This window comes from Psychrobacillus vulpis (genome assembly GCF_006861825.1).
Lineage (GTDB): Bacteria > Bacillota > Bacilli > Bacillales_A > Planococcaceae > Psychrobacillus > Psychrobacillus vulpis.
The window spans coordinates 117,544-140,149 of record NZ_VDGI01000006.1 but is presented as its reverse complement, the minus strand read 5'-3'; the positions used below and the strand labels follow the sequence as shown (position 1 = coordinate 140,149).

Here is a 22,606-nt window from a genome sequence, read left to right as displayed (position 1 = left end):
AATTCTTTAGTCTAAGCTGTTCTGTATACTAGTTTCTATTTTCCTCTTATTCTATACGTTCAATTATGGTTGCGTTGGCCATTCCCATCCCTTCACAAATGGCAAGTAACCCATAACGGCCACCTGTTCGTTCTAGTCTATTCATCAAAGTAACTAATAATCTTGTTCCTGTCGCTCCTAGTGGATGCCCCAACGCAATAGCGCCTCCATCTGGATTTAATTTCTCTGGATCAGCTCCGGTTTCTTTCAACCATACAAGAGGAACTTGTGCAAAAGCCTCGTTTACTTCGTATGTGTCCATTTCATTAATCGAAAGTCCAGCCTTTAATAATACTTTTCTAGTCGCTTCTATAGGACCAGATAACATAAGTGTTGGATCGGATCCAGTTACGCTTCGAGCGACGATGCGCGCTTTCGGTTTTAATCCTAATTGCTTTGCTCTTTCTTTGGACATTAGAAGGACTGCTGAAGCACCATCGCTCATCTGACTAGCATTACCTGCTGTGATTACACCATTTTCATCGAAAACCGTTCTTAATCCACTAAGCACTTCCACTGTCGTTCCTAATCGAGGTCCTTCATCGACTGTAACGCTCTTTCTAGTACCATCTTCTTGTATTATTTCTACTGGAACAATTTCATTCACAAAATGGCCTTTTTTAATGGCCTCTAATGCTTTGCTATGACTATTAGAGGAGTATTTATCGAGATCTTCACGTGTCAAATTCCATTTCTTAACCATTCTCTCGGATGACAAACCTTGGTTTATTATTTCATATTTTTCTATTAGTTTTGAACTGAGTTTTGTATCACCTATGTTTGTAAACATCGGTTCCCTCGTCATACTTTCCACTCCACCTGCTATGACCATGTCCATATCACCTGAGGCTATAGCTTGAGCTCCAAAATGGACAGCTTGCTGACTTGATCCACACTGTCTATCGATTGTGACACCTGGTACGTGAATTGGGAAACCTGCAATTAGTGCTGCTGTTCGTGCAATATTTCCTGCCTGCTCTCCAGTTTGAGTAACGCAACCTAAAATAACATCATCTATTTCTGCTTTTTCAACCCCTGCACGCTTCACTAGTTCATCGAGTACAAGAGCTGCTAGTTCATCTGATCGATAACTAGCAAATATTCCTTTTCTACGCCCAACTGCTGTTCGAACTCCATCAACTATTACTACTTCTCTCATTTTTATTCCCTCCCTATTTACATGATTTAAGGGCTTCTTATTAACGGGGTTGCATTCGAATTCCACCATCTAATCGAACTACTTCTCCATTGATATATTCATTTTCAATCATGAACATAACTAAAGAAGCAAATTCTCCAGGCTGTCCCAAACGTTTAGGAAACTCGACCATCGTCTCAAGTTTTTCTATTATTCTTTCATCCAATGTATTTGCAAGTGGTGTACGGAATAATCCAGGAGCAATCGCATTGACACGTATACCGTATGCAGATAAATCACGAGCTATTGGTAAAGTCATTCCCGCCACACCAGCTTTGCTTGCACTATAAGCAGCCTGGCCCATTTGACCATCAAAAGCTGCTATTGATGCTGTATTTATAATAATGCCTTTTTCTCCAGATTCAGTAAGGGGTTTATTTTTGGTCATTTCCGTTGCAGCCAAACGCAGTACATTAAACGTACCAACTAAATTAATATCAACTACTTGCTTAAAGTTTTCTAATGGCATCGCACCAGATCTGCTTATCGTCTTTTGTGGAGGTGCGATGCCAGCACAGTTTACACAAATATGAATAGCTCCAAAAACATCCATAATATTTTGCATTGCTTTTTTAACAGCTATTTCATCTGATACATCCACGATAAAGTATGATACATTTTCTCCTAATTGTTTTCTTACTTTCTTTGCATTTTCTTCATGCAAGTCAAAAATAACGACCTTTGCTCCTTTTTGAACTAAGTTCTCTACCGTTCCCAATCCTAACCCGGATGCTCCGCCAGTAACTAGTACAACTTTTGATTTAATATCCATTTCCATTCCCCCCTTTATTAAAATATTTTAAAATTCTAATAATTAAATTATAAATTAATATTATCTTTTTTAAAGAGATACGATTAATTAACATAAAAAAGGCCAAGAGAAATTGATAATTTCTCTTGACCCAATTCTTTCAATATTAACGAATAGTCTTTAATGCGCCACCCCATGCAAGAAGTTCATTCAGCATGGCATTTGCATTTCCTGCATGGTAATCAGCAGGTTTGAATACACTCATGTTTTCAAAGTCCGTCATAAGTGAGAATGTAACAGCAGTGCGAACATCTGCAACAGATAATTCTCCAAGGATTAAGCGCATATTTTCATGTGCACGAGTACCACCTAAACTACCATAACCAACAAAACCTGCAGCTTTGTTTGCTACTTCTGGCTTCAAGTAATCAGTAGCATTTTTAAGTGCACCACCAATTGCATGGTTATATTCAGGTATTACGAAAACGTAAGCATCAAACGAAGCCATTTTTTCAGACCAAGCTTTAATAGCCGCGTTTGCTGCATCTTGTTCTGATGCAGCAAGTTCTGCACCTAATAAAGGTAATTTATAGTTTGCAAGATCCACTAACTCATACTCTGCGTCATTTCGTTTTGTTGCGAAGTCGTACATCCATTTAGCTACAGCTTCCGCATTACGTCCTTGACGAACACTTCCGATTACAATACCAACTTTTAACTTTTCTACAGTCATTGTTGTTTCCTCCTGATTGGTTCTACCGAATAATTTGTCTAGAAAACCCATGTTGCATACCACCAATTCTGTTATTCTGAATTTATATATCTCAATTTAATATATTTTAAATTCAAGATAACTATAAATCATTATGAAACAGAGTGTCAAACCTCCTGCTCAAATACATACCCCAATATCATCCCCCTCATAACAATGCACTAATCACCCAAATGATATTTGTATCAAATTTATTACTGGTGCCTGGCACCTGTAATAGCACCTGTAATAATCTTGTAATATTCGTATCCTAACTTTTCTTCTTTGAATATAAACATTGTTAATAGAGAAAATCCTATCGTTATGAATCTAGGTGATTATTAGGGAACTTTTTTATTTTACCCATTAAAAATACATTTACAATTTGTCCACATAGTATCATATAAATCTTCTTTTCATAGGATAGTCTGAAGGAGTGATTTCGTTTGGATCGTTCATTATTCCGAGGAAGCTATAAGCCTTATGTTTCTCCAAGAGACCCTTGTCCCCCAATTTTAGTAAAGACCTTTGTTTTACCTCCGCAACTTTTCACGAATTTTCAAAAACCTGGCCTGCCACAATATTCACCAGAACAAGCTTTAAAACATGGATCCCTTTGGCCATCATTTGTGGATGGATTTTACAGTGAGGAGGGAATTTCATGAATGCTTCTGATGAAGAGTGGAATTTGTTAAAAAAAGTGCAACAAATGGATTTTGTCGTAGTGGAACTTACTTTATACACCGATACACACCCAAACGATGAAGAAGCGATGAATCAGTGGCGTGAAGCAATCAAAGAAGCAAAAAAAGTACGGAAACAGTATGAATCTAGATTCGGCCCACTTTCTCTATTGTCTGTCCCTTCAAAACAGGCAATTGAAGTAGGGTGGCACTGGAATTCTACACCATGGCCGTGGCAACGTTGAGAAAGGGGAAACGCAATGTGGGTTTATGAAAAAAAACTGCTATACCCTGTAGAAGTAACGACGTGTAATCCAATGCTTGCAAGGTATATTATGGAACAATATGGTGGTGCTGACGGAGAACTCGCTGCTGCTTTAAGGTACATGAATCAACGCTATACAGTACCAGATAAAGTAATTGGTCTACTAACTGATATTTCCACAGAAGAATTTTCTCATCTTGAAATGCTTGCAACGATGATTTATAAACTTACAAAAGATGCTACGCCAGAACAGCTAGAAAAAGCAGGACTCGGTGCACACTTTGTCAACCATGGTCATTCGCTATTCTACGAAAATGCTGGTGGTGTACCATTTACTACAACTTATATCCAGTCAAAAGGAGACCCGATTGCAGATTTATATGAAGATATAGCAGCTGAAGAAAAAGCTCGTGCAACTTATCAATGGTTAATCGATATTTCTGATGATCCTGGTATAAATGATGCCTTAAGATTTTTAAGAGAAAGAGAAAACATCCACTCACTACGCTTTCGCGAAGCAGTAGAACTTCTAAAAGACGAAAGAGACCGAAAAAAAATATTTTAATTACATTCGATTGTTACAAATTTATTACTGTTGCCTGGTATTACTGGTGCCTGGCACCAGTAACAAATCGCTTCGCTTGGTTATGGGCTGTTGTCCTGTTCCAGGCGTTTTTTGTTTATTTCTGGTTGAAAACGTCTTACTTGGAGAAAATTCCTTTTTTTACATAATACTCTATTCCGCGTTAGCCACGAGACATTTACTCAAAATACTTCGGTATATTTCAATGTGCATCGGTGAACAATAATTTCAATGATAAAAGGCATTTAAAACTTCCGCCAAATGAGTAAGGCTAGGAGGAATTCTTTATGAAATCATTATTATTGAAAGTCGGTATATTTATTCTTATATTTTTCTGTATCGCTTATGCATCTTCTGCAATGGATAGAGGCAGACCTTATTATGAAAAAAAAGGATATGTACTTTGGGAGATTAAAACGGAGGAAAAAGTTATAGCACTAACGTTTGATGATGGGCCTCATTCCACATATACCCCACAAATTTTAGATTTACTTTCTGAATACGATGCGAAAGCAACATTTTTTGTTATAGGTGAACGAGCAGAAAAATTGCCTGATTTAATTCTTCAAATAGGTCAAGAAGGTCATGAAATAGCAAATCATACGTATTCTCATCCATATAAAATTACTCCTGAAAAACTTACTGAGGAATTAAAAAAGACGAATGAAATTATCCATGATATTACTGGAACATATCCATTGTTTTATCGCCCAGTTGGAGGAACTTATAACGACCGTATTATAAATACTGCCGTCCAAAATGGATATAAAGTAATTATGTGGTCTTGGCACCAAGATACTGAGGACTGGAAAACTCCAGGGGTAAATAAAATTGTATCGCGAGTAATATCTGGTGCTAAACCTGGTGATATTGTTTTATTTCACGATGCTGGTGGAGATCGTTCTCAAACAGTGAAAGCGTTGGAGGAAATACTCCCTGAGCTAAAAGAGCAAGGGTATAAGTTTGTTACCGTTTCTGAGCTCTTAGAAATAAATAGTACGAGTGTGAAACACTAAAGTCTGGATCCACCAAAAAAAAGAGCAACCCAAATATTAATATGGCTTGCTCTTTCCTTATTACTCCTACTGTCGCTTATTCAAATTTATCAATAAGCTTACTTAATGAATGGGCAACCTTTTGCAGTTCATCACTCATTTTTTCCAATGATCCCATTGCATTTGTTTGCTCTTCTGTAGAACTTGCTACTTCTATAGTTTGAGTAGCGGCATCACGCGCGAATGCTTTAATATTTTCAAACGCCGCAAGGATTTGCTCTGAACCTGCCGACATTTCTTCTGTAACTGCTGAAGTATCTTGAATTTCTACATTTATATGACTGATCGTTTGGACAATCTGTTCTAACATTTGTCCAATTTCTTGTACTGCTTTTGTACCTTCTGTAACTTTTGAAGATGTTGCAGCCATTACGCTACTAACTTCATCCGTTACATGCTCAAAGTTTTCAATAAGTGTTCGTATTTCTTCTGCTGATTGTTTTGATTGCTCTGCTAATCTTCTAACTTCATCCGCAACAACGGCAAAACCTTTTCCTGATTCACCAGCTCGCGCAGCTTCAATTGCAGCATTCAGTGCTAGAAGATTTGTTTGCTCGGCTATACCTGTCATCACATTCGTGATTTCCTGGATTTGTTTAGATTGACCACTTAACTCTTCTACTTTTCCACCAGTTTGATGAACCATTTTTTGAACTTCTTTAATTTGTTCAACAACCCGCTTCGATTCTTCATACCCCTTGCCTATAAAAGAAGTCACTTCATTTGAGGTGTTCGACATATCATTTCCAGAATCTGCAATCTTTTGAATGCCAATTGACATCTCTTCTAAAGCTGTAACAGACTCTTCACTATTTTGTAATGATTTTGCACTTCCCTCTGCTAACTCAACCATGTTTGCATTGATGACACGATTGGTATCCATTGTTTTTTCAATCGTTTGAAAAAGCTGAGTTGATGATTTTAATACTTGAGTAGAATGGTTAGTCATTTCCTTCATAACTGCGCTTAATCGCTCGTAAGAAGCCATAAATGATTTAGCCAATGCTGAAATTTCATTATTTGATTTTAGTTTAATACTATCCACTTTTTTGGAAGCCACTGTCCATTTACCTTCTGCAAAATCCCCTAATGCCTCGCTGACAATGCCAAGTGGAGCCAATGTTCTTTTTGTATATATGAAAAATATTGCTGAAAGAACTAGAATAATAACAAGAAAGATAAGTGCAACAATAGGAATAGTAGTTTTAAGCAGACTATTCTGAATTCCAACTACATTCTCCGCTGCAATATCAACTGCCAAAATCCCTACTATATCACCATTACTGTCTTTAATTGGTGAAAACGCCGATAAATATCTTCCAAATTCAGGATCATTAATAACCTTCGTACTGACTGACTCACCTTCTAAAACCGCACTTACATCCTCATAAGTGGTTCCAGTTGTTTTTTGCCCAATGGTTGCTGCGCCCTCGGTACCCTTTGGATAACCATCGATCATTATTTCAACTGAGTTTACATCTGCTTTAAGTGTATACAGATAAAGCACACCCGTACTATCTAATGCATTTATTAGATGATCACGCAATTCCCAATATGTATCACTTTCCACTGGTTTTTCTATAAATTCCTTGTATTTATCCCCGTCTACTTTGCTCGCTAAGTAATCCGCTGTTGTTACCGCTTGACTTCTAATCGAATCTTGAACAGTTTTTAGAGTACTCATCGTGAATAATGCGGAAACTGCTACAAACAAGCATAACATGACAGTAATAAGGATTAATGCCATTTTTGTGCTTAATGATTTTCTTTTCATCCTTTACCCCTTCTCCCTAATAATTTCCCCAAAATATTTGTATAAAAATACTTACAATTTAATATCGGTAGAATAGTCTTTCAATTTGATATACAACTATATAAACATTGAATAAACAGTAGATAAAAATCACTGTACTACCATTTTTTCTCAACCGCTTTTTTACCACATAGCCTTTAGACCTATTCCGATGAAGTGGATGAGTATTACAATAATGTTACTGGTGCCAGGCACCAGTAACATTCTTGTAATATCCGTATTTGGGGGAATGAAAAACGCTTGGTACAGGTAAGACCTGTTACCAAGCGTTTTATTATTTGTTATCTTTTTCTAACAACACGATTAATGCTGGAAGTAAAACACCACGAATTAAGAACGTGTCTAAAATTATCCCTACAGCCACAATAAAGCCGAAGACAAATAAGATTTGGATTGGTTGTGTCATTAATACTGCAAAAGTAGCGGCAAGTAATATGCCTGCTGAAGAAATCACTCCACCTGTATTAGCAACTGCAATTTGTACTGCTTCTTTAACAGTATGCTTTTTACGTTCTTCTAGAAATCTAGAAATTAAAATGATATTATAATCGATTCCAAGTGCTACTAAGAAAACGAATGAATACAAAGGAACTCGGTTACTGATTGTATCAATATCAAAGAAAAAGCTACATAGGAACATCCCTAGACCAACAGCTGCTAAAAAAGATAACAATATTGTACCCATCATATAGATTGGCATTTTAACAGACTTCGTCAAGAATATTAACATTACAAAGATTAATATCGTCTCTAGTATTACTATAATTAGTAAGTCTCTATTATTAATCGTTCGATCATCCACTTTGTTCGCTGTTTCTCCGGCAAAGTAAAGACTTCCTTCAACCTCACTATCTTTTACGATACTTTTAGAGTTCTCTATCATCTTCTCTAATGCATCCATTGATTCAATAGAATAAGGACTTTCTTCAAAAGTTAATTGATATTGCATGGCAAGCCCATCTTCCGAAATACCAACTGGACGAACACTGCTTACTAAGTCTTGTTTAGAAAGCTGATCCATTAAACTTTTTTGAACTTCAGGAGTAATTTGAATCTTAGTTTCAAATAGTACAGTAGTTGGGGCTAGATCCCCTTTTTCAAATTTTTGTTCGATTATTTCATATCCTTCTCTAGAAGGCATATCATCTGGGAAAGATTTAATCGTATCAAATTCATATTTAAGATTGAACATATTTAGTGCAGATATAACTAAAATGAGTAAAATCGATAACGCAGAAATAATTGGTTTCTTTACAACAAAAGAACCGATTTTATTCCATATCGTATTCGTTTTTACTTCTGTCTCTCCAAACTTCGGAATTTTAGGCCAGAATGATTTTCTTCCGAACAGTGTAAACAATGCTGGTATTAACGTAACAGATGCAAACATTATAACTAACATCGTTGTTCCGAAAATCGGTGCAAAGTTACGATAATCACCAAAATTAGCAAAAAACAATACTAGCATAGCAGCGAGTACAGTACCTCCAGCAAAAAACACAGGTATTCCCGTTTCACGCATTGCCCACTTCATCGCATCGAATTTACTTTCATGGTTTTTCAGTTCTTCACGGTATCGTGAGAAAACAAATAACGAATAGTCAATCGTTGCAGCAAATAACAAAATCGACATAATAGATGTAGATTGGCTCGCTAGCTCTAATCCACCTTTTCCTAACAAGCCTAATAGTTGGTTAACCACTTCGTAAACAAATGCCGCAGCGACAAGCGGGATTAGTGCAAGGAGTGGAGACCGATAAATAACGATAAGTAAAACCAAAATAAGTCCTACTGTAGAAAGCAATAAAACGATGTCTGCTCTGGAAAATAAATTTATTGTATCAACTGCAATTCCTGCCGGACCAGTCATGTATACTGTCATATCCGTGTGATCAGAAACAATGGATTTTACATTTTCTAAACTTACTTCTAAGTCTTTTGTATCGATTGATGGATTAAATGATAATGGTATTACTACTGTTCCTTTATCTTCAGAGAAAAATCCGGCAACCGCTTGTGGAGGAAGGCTACTAAATGGGATTAATTCTTTTAAACCATGGATGTTAGCAGCGCTCACTTCATCTAGTGCTTCTCCTAATAAATCGGTATTAATATCACCTTTTTTCGATTGGAGCACTAGAATTCCAGGTAGACTTTCCGCATCTTTAAAATGCTCGTCAATATTCTCTTCAGCTATTACTGATTTTGCTTTTTCAGGTAAGGAAGCTACACCCGACACTTTATATTCACTTGCATTTGGAGCAAAGAGAGCTAGTAATAGAGTTATTACTAACCAAACTCCTAGTGTTATCCACATACCTTTTTTCGTAGATACAAAATCCGTGACATGACGTAAAACATTTTTCATTTTTTCACTCTCCTTATTTTAGTAAAGTGACATTTGTGTCACTTTGAATAAAAAAAACATAACTGTCATACACATTATCTGCAAAGTGACAGTTATGTCAATTATTATTGATTGAACATTCCATAACCTAGCACTTCTTTTATGGAAGCAATCCATTCATTTTGAGGAATATTAAAGTGATTTGGTATTGCAATCGTTTGAAAAATCATTCCCAATAAAACCGCCGAAGGTAAATTACTTTTAACGACATTCTCTTTCCTACCTAAATCAATAAAGCTTTGGAATTGCTTATACATCTCAATATAATATTCACTTAATATGGATTTGTTGTTAGTAACCCTTTTTGTATTATTCACTGGAATTTGATTAATCACTTCTAGCACTTGATGAATATTACTATGCTGAAAAATGAAATCGATTAATTGATCGAACTGAGTCTTAAAATCAGAGCCTTTCTCCAAACTAGAAAACTCTTTTAAAAAGCGATTCATCTCATACATTAAAAATTCAGATATGAGTTCATCTTTATTTTCATAATATTTATAAATGCTGCCTCTTGAAACATTTAGAATAGTGGCCAATCTACTGAACGTAAAAACTTCATAACCATCGTTAATAATCATTTCTTTGGTCGCAGTAAATAATTGCTCATCAGTAAATTTCCGTTCCCGAGCCATTCTAATCACCTCATTACTCACCCTAGTATAATATATAGTGCCTACCCTACATAAAACACTAAAGATTCAAACTAGTCTATCAATACTTTCAATGTCTTGAACTAGAGTTCGTAATAGCTGTGGCAATTTGGTCAATCACTGGTATAGTACTTGTTTTGGCATTTTCCGTTAAGATTGTGAAGATGAGCGTTTCGCCATCCTTCGTTTTTGCATAGCCTGCAAGTGATCTAATATGCTCTAAACTACCTGTTTTAGCCATGATATTCCCTTTTGCTGGGGCTGTATTTAAGCGGTTTCTAAGTGTTCCTCCAATAAATCTATCGGATACTCCTGCAATTGGAAGACTATTCATATATGTGTTATACCATGGTTCTTTACGTACAACATATAGTAATTGGGACAACTGGCTAGAAGTAATTTTATTGGAATATGAAATTCCTGATGCATCCTCAAATTTCCATTTTGCTATGTCTAATCCATTCGAATCGACAAACTCTCGCATTACTTTTAAACCTGCGTCCCAGCTTCCTTTACCATATTTCACTTTGCCCATCTCTTTTGCCAGCATTTCCGCATGCGTATTATTACTTAACTTCATAAAAGGAATGATTAAATCTTTCAGAGGCATTGATTTTCTTGATACTAATGCATGAGCATTCTTAGGGGTTTTTCCTTGAATAAATTTTGAATAAGTGGAAAATGTAATACCTTTTTCGCCTAATGATTTTTTGAAAACGTCTAGAGCATAAAGAGTAGGATCCGTAACTGAAATCCACTCTTTCTTTCCAGAAGTACCTATCGGAGAGTTTCCAGTAATGATAACTTTATTTGTACCAACTTGACGTGTAATTTTCAATGTATTTTTGTTTCCCTTTGGAACTGTCTTGGATTGATTGACGACTTGCAAAACATTTGTAGCAGGAGTTAGTGTCACCTTTGTAACTTTCCCATTAGCTGATGGGGTTGCTTCCACAATTACAGATCCCGCATCAAAATCACCATTCGGTGAAAATGTCAGTGCAGAAATTGGTGCGGCGTAGTAATAAGGCTCATCCTCCTCTAATATTCCCGCTGACAAACGAACGGCGTCATACCATGTATCATCCCCAATTAGATTTCCCGTAACTCGTTTTACACCTTGCTTCACTAATCCATCTGCAAAATTATCAAAGTGACTTTTTAGTAATGTCGGGTCTCCTTGACCACGTAAATACAAATTTCCATTTAGCGTACCATTTTTCACTTTACCATCTGTAAGTACTGCAGTAGTAAAACGATAATTTTCTCCCAAAGTGTCTAGAGCAGCCGCACCCGTTAAAAGCTTTAAAGAAGAGGCCGGCGTAATACTTCTGTCTGGGTAGTATTGATAAATAACCTCACCAGTTGAAGCTTTACGAATCATTATACTGGACGTAGCATTTTGCATTCTAATATCGGACATTATACTATTAACGGAATTTTTCAGACCCGAATAAGAAGAGGATGCTTCAACAGTTGAATTTTCTGCAACAGGAATAAAGACGGTTCCGCTTATCATAAAAACTGCCATCGCACTTACCAATAATTTCTCCCAATTATTCACGCTGTACCTCCTATTTTGTAAATTAGATACTACTAGTTTAGCACGGAATTATTAGATAATACTGTCATTTATAATGTTCTTATAAAAATCTTTAATAGACTTTTTTCATTTTATGGAATATGCTGTCATTAATTAATTGAATTTAAGTTACATGACTAAAGGAGAACAGAATGGAAAATTTCAAAGAAAAGTTACATAGCATTATTACAGGAGAAGTAAAACTTGTTTCTGAAGAATTCTTAGATGAAATGATTGAAAATATAGGCTCAATCGATCCTGTTCTTAGGGATAAACTAATATATAGAGCTTTTAGCAAATTAATATTTAATAATAGTCTAAATAATTTCCAGTTAGAGTATATCTTGAAAAAACTTTTGGATAATCGATTGGTGATGCTCAATATTGAGAAACCTACAACAGATTCCGTCTTTACTCGCTCATTCACTGTACTTGTCTTTGCAGCAGTATTAGAATATGACGCAACAAACCATATAGTTGACTCAAATATTGTTCGAAATGTTATCGATGCTACCCATAATTATATGGAGAAAGAAACCGATTTAAGAGGATATGTAGAACATAAAGGTTGGGCACATGCCACAGCTCATGGTGCTGATTTGTTAGATTCTATTATAAAACATCCAGTTGCAAACGAAGAAGATGCGCTAAAAGTTCTTCAACATGTTTCTCGATTCCTCACAATTGCTAATGGTTATCAAGATGATGAGGAAGAACGCTTAGCACGAGCATTTGTTACATTAACAAAGCACCATCTTAATGAAGATTCCATTAATGAGTGGCTGTTGCAGCTTGAACAATCCCTCTCAGAAAGATATACAAATGCAAATGGAGAACTACAGCCATATTACGCAAAGTTGGCATTTAAAAACTTTTTAAAGTCTTCTTACTTTTTACTAGTAAAAGAAGATATCCAACCTTTCTTACAAAATAAAATACAACAATTGACTATTCAACAGATTTATTAAACAAATAGGGAGAGGTTTCTATAACCCCTTCCCTATTTCACACAAGAAAACGCCAACACTAAAGGAATTCTTTGTCTTCTTTTAAATTCTTCTTCACTACTGAAATGTTCTCGTTTTGGGGTACCCTCTCGTAAATCCACTATTTGAAAACCAACTTTTGTTAGCGCTCGAAAGTACTGCTCTATCGTTCGGTGATATTTTACAACTACTTCATCAATCCATCGTTCTTTACGCTCTCCGTCTAGAAAGTAGTCGTCAACTATCCAATTCTCACGTCTATCTCCCGACTTCTTACTCTCAAAAGAAGCAGTCGTAAGGGGGTGTTGAACACTGAATACGAACTTACCATTTTCATTTAATGTGTTGTGTACGTTGTGGAATAATTTTTGGATGTCCTCTATGTAATGGATGGCAAATCTTGATGTAACAATATCAAATGAGTTTGCTGGATAATGAAAATCCTCCATTGAGGCTAGATGAATTGTTCCATTCAAACTAGAAATATTTACTTTCGCTGCAGTAGCCATTTGATTAGATCCTTCTACTCCAGAATAATGCTTCGCACCTCTACTTAGTAACTCTTTCCCAAATAATGCATCTCCACAACCTAAATCTAAAATTTCCTTATCTAGGACATCCTCTATAAGTTCAAACATTATAGGTCCTTCAATGGCATTATTCGGACTGTCTTGTCTCCCTCTCCTTTTCATATAATTTGAGAAAAATTCCGATTGGTCGTACGCACTCGCACCTTTATATTCCATTTATACTTCCCCTCTTCTTCTATACAAATCCTTCGATTTATATCCTTCTCCAAGAATAGTTTCCATTTCCAGTAATCGTTTTTGTTGCGTTTCCTCCCTTTTCGCACTATACACATAACGAGCCCAATCTTTTTGATAACCGGGAGTCAATTGATTAAAAAAATTAAGTAATTTCTCATTACACTTTAAATACATAATAATATCTTTTACATTGTCAATATAGTCGTCCACACATTGACTACTTGCTGAATTGGATGTCTTTTTCTTTTGGTTAAGTTTAAATCCAACTACTGTGAAAGTAACATCCATACTAACCATTCTAGAAAATTTCAAGTCACTACCAAATACATATCCCTCATCATCAGGGGCAATATGATTGATCATATCGTCACGATCAATATATTCCTTATAAGATGGATTATTCTTTTTAGGATAGGCAAAGTATAGATAACCGTTTTTTTCAATTAATTGTTTATCGATGACTTCTTTTAAATAATTTGCATAATCGTTTAAATTAAAAACGAATATAATTAAAAGATCATATTTACTATCTTGAATGCTCATATCAAATGAAATTTCTTCGAAGTCTTTACAATTCTCAGGCATATGAAGAATTAGCTTCCTGTTATACTTTGTAAGATTTAACTTCTCAATGATTGTTTTAGTTGAATTCAAAATACTCCCTCCATTTCCCATGTTTTATTAATAGAATAACAATTTAGTTTATTTTTTACAAAATGCTTAGATTGATTAATAATAAGTATAGAACTATTAGAAAGCACGGTGGCTAATGAAAACAGTTATTAATTCTTTCACGAAAAAGCAATGGTTTCTATGGAGTGTGCTTCTATTTCTCGTTTTATTTTTTATATTTAATCAAGAACTTATTATGTTACTCCTTGATCGAGATGTAAAAGCAATTCGTACATTTTTAAAAAATAATATGATCTATTCTTTTCTTTTCATGTTTTTCGTTATGCTTATTCAAAATTCATTTACGGTTTTTCCACTCATATTAGTTATTACTATTAACATTTCGTTATTTGGTTTTGTTAATGGTTTTTTATGGAGTTGGATAACAAGTATCCTATCTTCCACTATTGTATTTTACGGAGCTCGATACATTTTTCAAGACGTCATTATCGAAAAATTTAGCGATAAGTTAATCGAAAAAGTAAATAAGAATGGTTTCGCTTATGTATTTCAAGCAAGGATTTTTCCTTTTGTACCAACTAGCATTGTTAATATACTTGCAGGCCTTAGTACTGTTCAATTGAAAAACTTCCTTCTTGCTACCGCAATCGGAAATTTCCTTTATTTTTTTCTACTTGCCCTCATACCAGCAGGAATTTTAAAAGCTGATTTGAATGAATACGTTATTTGGATCGTCGTTTTAGGAGGAGTTTTAATTTATTATTTATTTAAAATGGTAAGAAATAAAAGAAAAGCTTCCTCTATCAAGGCAGATACCTTGGATTAGCTTTCTCATTTAATGAATAGAATTTAGGAGTGAAGGATAGGTGAAATACGCTATCATTACGGATGTTCACGGTAACGAGTTAGCACTAAAAGCGGTACTTCAAGAAATTGATGACCTCGGAGATATAGAAGAAATTTGGTGTCTGGGAGATATGATTGCAATGGGACCAGATACGAACGAAGTACTCGATTTACTCTTTTCACGGCAAGATGTTCAGATGATTACTGGAAATCATGATGAAGCAATCTTGTCACTTATTGATGGAGAAGGACATCCAGATGACTATAAGCATACACGTGAACACCATGTATGGGTTGCAAAACAATTATCCACAGAAAACATCAATAAGTTAAAAGAACTGCCACGAGTGATTGAAAAAACTATAAACGGTACTCGTATGGTAGGAATACACTATCACATGGAAGAAGAAAAACGTAATGTACACATTAAAGATAAACCTTTTTTTACCATTTTAGATCCAACATTGGAGAACATGGAAAAAATGTTTGGTAACTATCCTGCACATATTATTTTTTTTGGACATCATCATCCAGAGCACTTTTTTCAAAACGAACGTCAAATATATTTGAATCCAGGATCACTTGGTGTATCCAAAGGAGACACTGCACCTTATGGAATTATTGATTTCTCAAATGCTAAACCAATTATTAGTTTACACCACGTTACTTATGACAAAGCCTCATTCTTAAAAAGGTTTGAAACGTTCAATGTACCACAAAGAGAAATCATGTTTAAGCTATTTTATATTGGTGAATGAAAGTGGTTCTGAAAGGATGTCATTTTTATTGGACATCCTTTCATACTGTAGATAAACTCTCAAAAAACAATTTTCTACAGTCTTTTTATTTCTATAAAGGGGTATATTAGGTTTTCCGGAGCTTTCCGCTGGCGTTGCTTGAACCGCTTCGGGCTCTATACTCGAGGGCATCTATAAAATCGACCATGCCAGATGGGTTATCCAGTAGTCCAATTAATAAGAAAATCGTTGAAACGGCTCCCTTTCCGGAGGCCACTGAAAAACTGAATTTCTCATAATTTTTTTGATAAATATCTGCTCTCCCGGAAAGCTCCGCAAAAAAGACTTTCAAACTGGATTTATCACGGCTCTGTTCCCTTTCCGTGGGCGAGCGCCGAGCCTCCTCCTGCGCTACGCTTCGTGCGGGGTCTCGGCTGTCTCGCTTTCCCACAGGAGTCTCACGCCGCCGTACTAAATCCTATAGTGTGCAATATAGTCACATCAAATATTTATCATGAATAAATTCGTAATAGAGTTTTTCAGCGGCCTCGCTTTGCTGCGGGGTCTTCGACTAACGCTATTCTCGCAGGAGTGTCGCCTTTTTCAACGAATTTCTAGAAATAAAAAAAGTATTTATCTTAAAAAACAGACAATTTTTCAGTACCCTCTCTATTCCCCCTCCATTGTCCAAGACTCAAGCAACTCCCACAGGAGTCATTGCCCTCCTCTACAATGAACAGATTACGATGCTAGAAAATCAATCAATGAATTCAAAAAGTTGACAATGCAAAATAAAAAACTGCAGATAAACTTAAATGTCTTTGAGTTTGTCTATAGTCTGAAATGGCACCTTCGAAATCTTACTTTATCTACATACTGAAAGGAAGTCCAATTTGAAGTACATCTTTTTTTGAAGTATTTAATTAATTATAAAACTCTTCTGGTATAGCTCCAATCGTTCTACGATGGTACAACAAAGGTTCCTTATCGTTATTCTGAATATGTAGAACTTCACCAATCATCGTCGTGTGATCACCAGCATCTATTTGGCTAAATACCCTACATTGTAAAGTTGCTAAAGTATTAGAGAGCACTGGTAAATTAAGTTCTGACTTCTTCCATTCACATTGACTGAACCGATCTTCTACTTTGCTGGAAAATAAAGTACATAGATCTCCTTGATCAGCAGCTAGAATGTTCACAGTAAATTTGTCTACCTTTAAAAATTCGTCATAAGAAAATACTCGTTTATCAATAGACCACAAAATTAGCAATGGTTCTAAAGAAACCGATGCAAAGGAGTTTACTGTCAGTCCCATTGGTTCCCCTTTTTGATTGAACGCTGTTACAACAGTAACACCTGTAGGATAATTTCCCATTGTAGCCTTAAAGCTTGCTATTTGTTCTACTTTACTTTCCATATGAACAACTTCCATTCTTTTTCTTTTAAGCATAACAAACTCACCCTATTCTTTCACACTTTGTAATTCTTTACTGACTCATTTTGTTTAAATCATTTCATTGCGGGTAAAGATAGTTGTATCACAAAACTGGAGGGATTTTTAATGACAGTCAAATTAACTGTAGAAAATGCCGTACAAGCGAAGCAAGAAATTGAGAAATTAGAAACTCAGGGATATTCACGAGACCATATTCATATTTTCGCACACTTCAAAGAGAGAGCAGACGATATTAACGACGCATTAGATACGAAGGATGTTGGTATGATAGAACAAGGCTTCCTTGAATCGATGAAAAATATGTTCACGTCGCGTGGAGACAAACTCCGAAGCAAAATGGAAGCAACTGGTTTATCGAAAGAAGAAGCAGCAGCTGCTGAACAGGAACTCGATCAAGGTAAGTTGATAATAATCGCACATAAAAAATAAATACGTTTAGCAAATCCCATTCCCTACTTAGCGGAATGGGATTTTTTATTTATATTTCAAAATAATTTTACGCCCAAAAAAATAAATTAATTGACATTATTTCCAATACACACTATATTAACAGTGTTAAGTTAACGCTGTTAACTTAAATAAGGAGTGATTTATGTGCGACGAAAGAAGGAGTCTTCGGAAATAAAAAAAGAAATTATAAACGCTGCGCGTCATTTATTTTTAGAAGAAGGTTATCAAAATGTGTCCATGAGGAAAATAGCAAATAAGATTGGGTATTCACCTACTGCAATTTATATTTACTTTAAAAATAAAGAAGAAATTTTACTAAATTTATTAGAAGAAGGATATAACCTATTTTATGATGACCTAAAGCTCGCATATGATAGTTCTCTTAACAATTCATATGAAGTTAGGCTTTTTAAAATGTGTGAAGCCTACATACATTTTGGTTTGAAACAACCAGATTACTATAACATCATTTTCACGATGAATATGGAAATGAACACACTTTTAATAACACATAGTAATAGGTACAATGGATTTCTTTTACTAAACGAAGTTGTAAAAGATTTAATTCAGGAAAATGCTTTTGTCGTGAATAACTATGAGTTGGAACAACCTGATATTTATGTAAGCAATACGATTTGGGCAAGTTTGCACGGTCTTACATCTCTATTAATTGCTTTCCCACAATTTAATTGGGGGGAACAAGATCGACTAATTCAATTTCATATCCAAACAATTATTCAGGGACTCAAAATCTAAACTTCAGAAGGAGATAGAATTATGAATAAAAAAATTTGGTTTGTCTTTACTGTTTTAGCGATTGGAGTCGCTGGTTATTCAATTTCCCAATATTTTATTATGGATGCAAATCAAGCAGGGTTTGTTCAAATGAAACTTATGTTTCTCTCAAAGTTGAGTACGTTCTGGTATATCATGCTATTTATTCATGTTGCAGCAAGTGTAGTGGCATTAGTAATTGGTCCTTATACATTATCTACAAATTTTAGAGAAAAGAATTTTAATCTTCATAAAAATTTAGGAAAAATTTATTTAATTGGTATTTTATTCGGTAGTATTTCAGGCTTTTATCTAGCATTGCATGCTACAGGTGGATTAGCTGGAAAGCTTGGTTTTACCCTATTATCTATATTTTGGTTGATATCTGCATATCAAGCTCTTGCTAGAGTTAAAGAGAAGAAAATTCTTGACCATCAAAAGTGGATGATAAGAAATTACTCGTTAACCTTTGCAGCTGTCACATTGAGAATTTGGTTACCTTTGTTTGTATTGCTGTTTGGTATAGAGAATTTCGAACTTAGTTATGCTATTATCGCATGGTTAGCTTGGGTGCCAAATATTATCATTGCAGAGTTATTTATTCAACAAAAGCTAAATAAAAGTCATGCTAAAGTGATGCATAACAGTAATGCAAAAGGACAACTAGATCCTGAACTATGAAACTATCAGCTGGTATACTTGTCACCAAAATATTTTAGATATAAAAAGTTAAGTGAAAGCTGGACTTTTTTTAAATACTCTTCGATTTCGTTAAAATCTGATACACTATAATCAGAACAAGCGTTTTATCGGATGTACGAAAGAGGTGTTGTTATGAAACCAGTTATCTTAGCTGAAAAGCCAAGCCAGGCAAAAGCGTATGCCGATGCTTTTACTGTAAAAAGACATGAAGGTTATTTAGAAATCATCCCTTGTCCAATCTTTCCAGAAGGAGCCTATATAACTTGGGGAATTGGACATCTTGTAGAGTTAAAGGAACCAAAAGCATATGATTCGAAATGGGACAAGTGGTCACTGAACAGTTTGCCAATTTTACCAGCTCGGTACGAATTCCAAGTTGCAAAAGGAAAGTTCAAGCAGTTTACCGTTGTGAAAAAGCTTATTAAAGGGACGGATACAGTTATCAATGCATGTGACGTAGATCGCGAAGGTTCGAATATCTTCTATAGTATATACAATCAAACTGGTGCAAGAGTCCAAACGATTAAACGATTGTGGATAAATTCACTAGAAATAGAGGAAGTTCGAAAAGGATTCGCTAATTTACATGATAATCGCAAAGATTTACTATTATATGAAGAAGCAAAAGCCCGGCAAATTAGTGATTGGCTTGTTGGAATGAATGGCTCCAGGTTGTATTCTCTTCTATTGCAATCACAAGGTATTCGAGAAGTCTTTCCGATTGGGCGTGTGCAATCACCTACTATCTATCTGATTTATCAACGACAAATGGAGATAGAACAATTTGTTTCGGAGCCATTCTTTGAAATTGAAGCAAACTTTACTGCAGAGCAAGGAACTTATAAGGGAAAAGCGAAAGCGAAAGAGCCTAAAAGGGAAATCATTCAAGAACTTCTTGCAAAACACACTATCCAACCAAATTCGCCCGGAGTTATTACTTCTGTAGATAAGATTGAAAAACGGATGCCACCGCCACAGCTCCATTCGCTATCGACATTGCAAGCAACTGCAAATCGGTTATGGAAAATGAGCCCTGCGAATGTATTGAAGACGATGCAAGTACTATATGAAAAGAAGCTTGTCACGTATCCTCGTACGGATTCCCGTTACATTACGCCTAGTGAGTTCTCCTATCTTGCTGCACAAGTAACCGATTATCAACAGCTAATTGGCCACTCCTTCTCTGTCGCATCGCTCTCTCCTAAAAAGCGTTACGTCGATAGTTCGAAGGTTCAGGAGCATTACGCAATTATACCGACAAAAAAGATTCCATCTCAAAGTGTCCTTTCTAGACTCTCTATTATGGAAAGAAATCTTTATGAAGAAGTTGTTCGCACGACACTTAGTATGTTTCATACGGATTATTTATACACAGAAACAAAAGTAACAACTGACGTAAATGGATTACCTTTTTTCACTATTGGCAAAACAGAACGGGATAAAGGCTGGAAAGCTTTGTTCAGTCGCACCACTACTGATAAAGAAAAAGAAGAGTCTACACTCCCCCCTTTACGTGAACAGGAAAAAGTAGAAAGTAATATTGGAATTAAAGAAGGAAAAACACTTCCTCCAAAACCTTATACAGAAGGCCAACTAATTGCCATGATGAAGACTTGTGGAAAACTTGTGGAAGACAAAAATGAAACAGACATTTTAAAAGAAGTAGAAGGTCTTGGAACGGAAGCAACTCGAAGCGGAATTATAGAAACGATTAAACGTCATGGTTATATTGATGTAACGAAAAATATCGTATCAATTACGGATAAAGGACGTGTTCTTTGCCAAGCAATTGAAGGTAATTTACTTGCAAGTCCATCGATGACTGCGAAATGGGAAACTTATTTACGGAAAATAGGTAATGGAGACGGTTCTGGGGAACGATTTCTTGGAAGTATTGCAAAGTTTATTCACAGCTTGCTCCAAGAAGTTCCAAATCAATTAAAAACGAAAAACATTGATATAAAACTTGTCCCTTCTAAAGCAACTAGTTCTAAGTATAAACAAGAACCTATTGCGCCATGTCCAAAATGTAAACAAGGTTTTATAATTGCTAGAAAAAACTTTTATGGCTGTACGAATTATAAAAATGGGTGCACACAAACATTTAATGGCTTCTTTTTAAAGAAGAAGATTACACCAAGTCAGATTAAACTTCTTTGTACAAAAGGCAAAACAAATGTCATAAAAGGATTTGTTGCAGAAAACGGCCAATCGTTTAATGCTAGCCTATCATTTGTAGAAGGTAAATTGAAATTAGATTTTGCAAACGAGAAATAATTCAGTTGTATCGTAAACGAATAAAAAGTTTCGATAATGTGAAAAACAACGTTCAGATAATCAAATTAGTTAATAAAAAAATCGGTGAAACGGCTCCCTTTCCGCGGGCATTGCCTCAGTCTACTCGCTTGGAGGCATTGAAAAGTGTCATTCTAATAAATTTTCTATCAAATAGTCGCTAAGAGAATTTAGCGCTTTGGCATTCGCTTTCCCGCCGGAGTCTCATGCGTCGCGCTAAATTCTTTTAATTAAAATCAACAAATAGTTCCTACAAAAATACGAATTTCTAGTTTTTCAGTGCCATCGCTGGCTCGTGCGGGATCTTGGACGCTTCGCTTTTCCGCAGGAGTCTCGCTGCTTTTTCCTCTACGTATTGAATCAAGTAGTTGTTATGCGATGATGTCCAAAAATATACAAATGAACACGATCAGCTAGGGATAATTAAGTCTATTTTAATAAAATGGAATAATACTAATTGTGTATGGAAAAAGCCACTCGCTTTCCGCGGACGAATCACCAAGCCTCCTCCTCGCTGCGCTCGTGCGGGGTCTTGGTTGCTCCGTTTTTCCGCAGGAGTCTCGTAGCTTTTTCCTCTACGTATTGAATCAAGTAGTTGAAATGAGTACAGAAAAAGCCACTCACTAGACAAGCTATTATTTTATGTAACTCTTGAGTCAATACTATTTATGAACACTCTTTTCAACTAATCCCTCTATAACTCTATTTTTCATCATCACCTTTAAAAGACCAATTGCCAATAACGAACCTGTAAATGAACTAATCATAAAGGCTGGTACAAATCCAAATACCGTTAGCTCTTTTCCAAATAAGAGAACTCCTATTGGATAAGTGGTAACTGCTCCAATAATACCTGTACCAATAACCTCTCCAACAAATGCATACACAATTTTCTTCGTTTTCATATAAAAGATACCCGCTAAGAGTGCACCAATCACACTTCCTGGATAAGCAAAAATAGATCCAGTACCTAACAGATTTCGTAAAGTAGAAACGATTAATGCACCCGCAACCGCATACCATGGTCCTAGTAAAACCGCCAAAAATACGTTAGCAAAATGTTGTATAGGAAATATTTTCGCAAATCCAACTGGGATAAATATGAGATGGCTAGATAATGTTGTTATGGCAACAATGAGCGATGTTATTGTTAACTTCCTAGTTTTATTCATT

General features: G+C 35.6%; 22 protein-coding genes. 11 read left to right on the top strand and 11 right to left on the bottom strand.

The features are described from left to right. Nucleotides 1–46 precede the first annotated feature (46 nt). The 3 genes from FG384_RS08120 to FG384_RS08110 form a co-directional block, all read right to left on the bottom strand. The gene (locus FG384_RS08120) at nucleotides 47–1,198 is read right to left on the bottom strand and encodes a thiolase family protein (protein ID WP_142642091.1); all 1,152 of its coding nucleotides are present in this window, start codon (nucleotides 1,196–1,198) and stop codon (nucleotides 47–49) included. Nucleotides 1,199–1,238: 40 nt separating this feature from the next. Next, nucleotides 1,239–2,009, bottom strand: a complete 771-nt coding sequence (locus FG384_RS08115) for an SDR family NAD(P)-dependent oxidoreductase (protein WP_142642090.1) — start codon at nucleotides 2,007–2,009, stop codon at nucleotides 1,239–1,241. A 145-nt stretch (nucleotides 2,010–2,154) separates the two neighbouring features. Then, entirely contained in the window at nucleotides 2,155–2,721 is a 567-nt protein-coding gene (locus FG384_RS08110; RefSeq protein WP_240793374.1) for an NADPH-dependent FMN reductase, read from the bottom strand. 464 nt (nucleotides 2,722–3,185) lie between these two features. Between FG384_RS08110 and FG384_RS08105 the strand changes: the two genes are divergently transcribed. From FG384_RS08105 to FG384_RS08090, 4 genes are all read left to right on the top strand, one after another. Then, entirely contained in the window at nucleotides 3,186–3,404 is a 219-nt protein-coding gene (locus tag FG384_RS08105) for a spore coat associated protein CotJA (protein WP_142642088.1), read from the top strand. Beyond that, on the top strand, nucleotides 3,401–3,667 hold the full coding sequence (locus tag FG384_RS08100; protein ID WP_142642087.1) for a spore coat protein CotJB: 267 nt from the start codon (nucleotides 3,401–3,403) through the stop codon (nucleotides 3,665–3,667). The genes FG384_RS08105 and FG384_RS08100 overlap by 4 nt, the downstream gene beginning before the upstream one ends. A gap of 15 nt (nucleotides 3,668–3,682) precedes the next feature. Then, the gene (locus FG384_RS08095) at nucleotides 3,683–4,252 is read left to right on the top strand and encodes a manganese catalase family protein (protein WP_142642086.1); all 570 of its coding nucleotides are present in this window, start codon (nucleotides 3,683–3,685) and stop codon (nucleotides 4,250–4,252) included. Nucleotides 4,253–4,557: 305 nt separating this feature from the next. Further along, entirely contained in the window at nucleotides 4,558–5,286 is a 729-nt protein-coding gene (locus tag FG384_RS08090; RefSeq protein WP_142642085.1) for a polysaccharide deacetylase family protein, read from the top strand. Between the two features lie 76 nt (nucleotides 5,287–5,362). Here the strand turns inward: FG384_RS08090 and FG384_RS08085 are convergent, their stop codons facing one another. The 4 genes from FG384_RS08085 to dacB all read right to left on the bottom strand — a co-directional run bounded on the left by FG384_RS08085 (nucleotide 5,363) and on the right by dacB (nucleotide 11,765). After that, the gene (locus tag FG384_RS08085) at nucleotides 5,363–7,099 is read right to left on the bottom strand and encodes a methyl-accepting chemotaxis protein (protein ID WP_142642084.1); all 1,737 of its coding nucleotides are present in this window, start codon (nucleotides 7,097–7,099) and stop codon (nucleotides 5,363–5,365) included. Nucleotides 7,100–7,412: 313 nt separating this feature from the next. Beyond that, entirely contained in the window at nucleotides 7,413–9,506 is a 2,094-nt protein-coding gene (locus FG384_RS08080) for an MMPL family transporter (protein WP_142642083.1), read from the bottom strand. Nucleotides 9,507–9,610: 104 nt separating this feature from the next. Beyond that, nucleotides 9,611–10,183: a TetR/AcrR family transcriptional regulator gene (locus tag FG384_RS08075; protein WP_142642082.1), complete on the bottom strand. Its 573-nt coding sequence runs from the start codon at nucleotides 10,181–10,183 to the stop codon at nucleotides 9,611–9,613. An 88-nt stretch (nucleotides 10,184–10,271) separates the two neighbouring features. Then, nucleotides 10,272–11,765, bottom strand: coding sequence for a D-alanyl-D-alanine carboxypeptidase/D-alanyl-D-alanine endopeptidase (gene dacB, locus FG384_RS08070; protein WP_240793373.1), 1,494 nt, complete (start codon nucleotides 11,763–11,765; stop codon nucleotides 10,272–10,274). A 170-nt stretch (nucleotides 11,766–11,935) separates the two neighbouring features. Between dacB and FG384_RS08065 the strand changes: the two genes are divergently transcribed. After that, a complete protein-coding gene (locus FG384_RS08065; RefSeq protein ID WP_142642081.1) occupies nucleotides 11,936–12,751 on the top strand; it encodes a DUF2785 domain-containing protein in 816 nt (271 codons plus the stop codon). Between the two features lie 32 nt (nucleotides 12,752–12,783). Here the strand turns inward: FG384_RS08065 and FG384_RS08060 are convergent, their stop codons facing one another. Further along, nucleotides 12,784–13,515, bottom strand: coding sequence for a class I SAM-dependent methyltransferase (locus FG384_RS08060; RefSeq protein WP_142642080.1), 732 nt, complete (start codon nucleotides 13,513–13,515; stop codon nucleotides 12,784–12,786). After that, nucleotides 13,516–14,190 (bottom strand): YdeI/OmpD-associated family protein, encoded by a 675-nt coding sequence (locus FG384_RS08055; protein ID WP_142642079.1) that lies wholly within the window; start codon nucleotides 14,188–14,190, stop codon nucleotides 13,516–13,518. 115 nt (nucleotides 14,191–14,305) lie between these two features. On the opposite strand from FG384_RS08055, the gene FG384_RS08050 reads away from it, so the two are divergent. Next, nucleotides 14,306–14,995, top strand: a complete 690-nt coding sequence (locus tag FG384_RS08050; RefSeq protein WP_142642078.1) for a TVP38/TMEM64 family protein — start codon at nucleotides 14,306–14,308, stop codon at nucleotides 14,993–14,995. Between the two features lie 40 nt (nucleotides 14,996–15,035). Continuing rightward, nucleotides 15,036–15,773, top strand: a complete 738-nt coding sequence (locus tag FG384_RS08045; protein WP_142642077.1) for a metallophosphoesterase family protein — start codon at nucleotides 15,036–15,038, stop codon at nucleotides 15,771–15,773. A gap of 902 nt (nucleotides 15,774–16,675) precedes the next feature. Here the strand turns inward: FG384_RS08045 and FG384_RS08040 are convergent. After that, nucleotides 16,676–17,206: a flavin reductase family protein gene (locus tag FG384_RS08040; protein WP_240793372.1), complete on the bottom strand. Its 531-nt coding sequence runs from the start codon at nucleotides 17,204–17,206 to the stop codon at nucleotides 16,676–16,678. Between the two features lie 111 nt (nucleotides 17,207–17,317). Here FG384_RS08040 and FG384_RS08035 point away from each other — a divergent pair, with 111 nt between their 5' ends. The 4 genes from FG384_RS08035 to FG384_RS08020 all read left to right on the top strand — a co-directional run bounded on the left by FG384_RS08035 (nucleotide 17,318) and on the right by FG384_RS08020 (nucleotide 21,415). Beyond that, entirely contained in the window at nucleotides 17,318–17,641 is a 324-nt protein-coding gene (locus tag FG384_RS08035) for a YflT domain-containing protein (RefSeq protein ID WP_142642076.1), read from the top strand. A 165-nt stretch (nucleotides 17,642–17,806) separates the two neighbouring features. After that, nucleotides 17,807–18,418, top strand: a complete 612-nt coding sequence (locus FG384_RS08030; protein WP_166462408.1) for a TetR/AcrR family transcriptional regulator — start codon at nucleotides 17,807–17,809, stop codon at nucleotides 18,416–18,418. A gap of 21 nt (nucleotides 18,419–18,439) precedes the next feature. Continuing rightward, nucleotides 18,440–19,117 carry a DUF2306 domain-containing protein gene (locus tag FG384_RS08025; RefSeq protein WP_142642074.1) on the top strand — a complete coding sequence of 226 codons (678 nt, stop codon included), beginning with the start codon at nucleotides 18,440–18,442 and terminating at the stop codon, nucleotides 19,115–19,117. A gap of 153 nt (nucleotides 19,118–19,270) precedes the next feature. After that, on the top strand, nucleotides 19,271–21,415 hold the full coding sequence (locus tag FG384_RS08020) for a type IA DNA topoisomerase (RefSeq protein WP_142642073.1): 2,145 nt from the start codon (nucleotides 19,271–19,273) through the stop codon (nucleotides 21,413–21,415). Between the two features lie 680 nt (nucleotides 21,416–22,095). Here FG384_RS08020 and thiW read toward each other — a convergent pair. Then, nucleotides 22,096–22,605: an energy coupling factor transporter S component ThiW gene (gene thiW / locus FG384_RS08015; protein WP_142642072.1), complete on the bottom strand. Its 510-nt coding sequence runs from the start codon at nucleotides 22,603–22,605 to the stop codon at nucleotides 22,096–22,098. Nucleotide 22,606 lies beyond the last annotated feature (1 nt).

Excerpts from the sequence above, each read along its gene's own strand:
- FG384_RS08120 (WP_142642091.1), bottom strand. The coding sequence starts at position 1,198 with ATGAGAGAAGTAGTAATAGTTGATGGAGTTCGAACAGCAGTTGGGCGT.
- FG384_RS08115 (WP_142642090.1), bottom strand. The coding sequence starts at position 2,009 with ATGGATATTAAATCAAAAGTTGTACTAGTTACTGGCGGAGCATCCGGG.
- FG384_RS08110 (WP_240793374.1), bottom strand. The coding sequence starts at position 2,721 with ATGACTGTAGAAAAGTTAAAAGTTGGTATTGTAATCGGAAGTGTTCGT.
- FG384_RS08100 (WP_142642087.1), top strand. The coding sequence starts at position 3,401 with ATGAATGCTTCTGATGAAGAGTGGAATTTGTTAAAAAAAGTGCAACAA.
- FG384_RS08095 (WP_142642086.1), top strand. The coding sequence starts at position 3,683 with ATGTGGGTTTATGAAAAAAAACTGCTATACCCTGTAGAAGTAACGACG.
- FG384_RS08090 (WP_142642085.1), top strand. The coding sequence starts at position 4,558 with ATGAAATCATTATTATTGAAAGTCGGTATATTTATTCTTATATTTTTC.
- FG384_RS08085 (WP_142642084.1), bottom strand. The coding sequence starts at position 7,099 with ATGAAAAGAAAATCATTAAGCACAAAAATGGCATTAATCCTTATTACT.
- FG384_RS08080 (WP_142642083.1), bottom strand. The coding sequence starts at position 9,506 with ATGAAAAATGTTTTACGTCATGTCACGGATTTTGTATCTACGAAAAAA.
- FG384_RS08075 (WP_142642082.1), bottom strand. The coding sequence starts at position 10,183 with ATGGCTCGGGAACGGAAATTTACTGATGAGCAATTATTTACTGCGACC.
- FG384_RS08065 (WP_142642081.1), top strand. The coding sequence starts at position 11,936 with ATGGAAAATTTCAAAGAAAAGTTACATAGCATTATTACAGGAGAAGTA.
- FG384_RS08060 (WP_142642080.1), bottom strand. The coding sequence starts at position 13,515 with ATGGAATATAAAGGTGCGAGTGCGTACGACCAATCGGAATTTTTCTCA.
- FG384_RS08050 (WP_142642078.1), top strand. The coding sequence starts at position 14,306 with ATGAAAACAGTTATTAATTCTTTCACGAAAAAGCAATGGTTTCTATGG.
- FG384_RS08040 (WP_240793372.1), bottom strand. The coding sequence starts at position 17,206 with ATGCTTAAAAGAAAAAGAATGGAAGTTGTTCATATGGAAAGTAAAGTA.
- FG384_RS08035 (WP_142642076.1), top strand. The coding sequence starts at position 17,318 with ATGACAGTCAAATTAACTGTAGAAAATGCCGTACAAGCGAAGCAAGAA.
- FG384_RS08025 (WP_142642074.1), top strand. The coding sequence starts at position 18,440 with ATGAATAAAAAAATTTGGTTTGTCTTTACTGTTTTAGCGATTGGAGTC.
- FG384_RS08020 (WP_142642073.1), top strand. The coding sequence starts at position 19,271 with ATGAAACCAGTTATCTTAGCTGAAAAGCCAAGCCAGGCAAAAGCGTAT.
- thiW (WP_142642072.1), bottom strand. The coding sequence starts at position 22,605 with ATGAATAAAACTAGGAAGTTAACAATAACATCGCTCATTGTTGCCATA.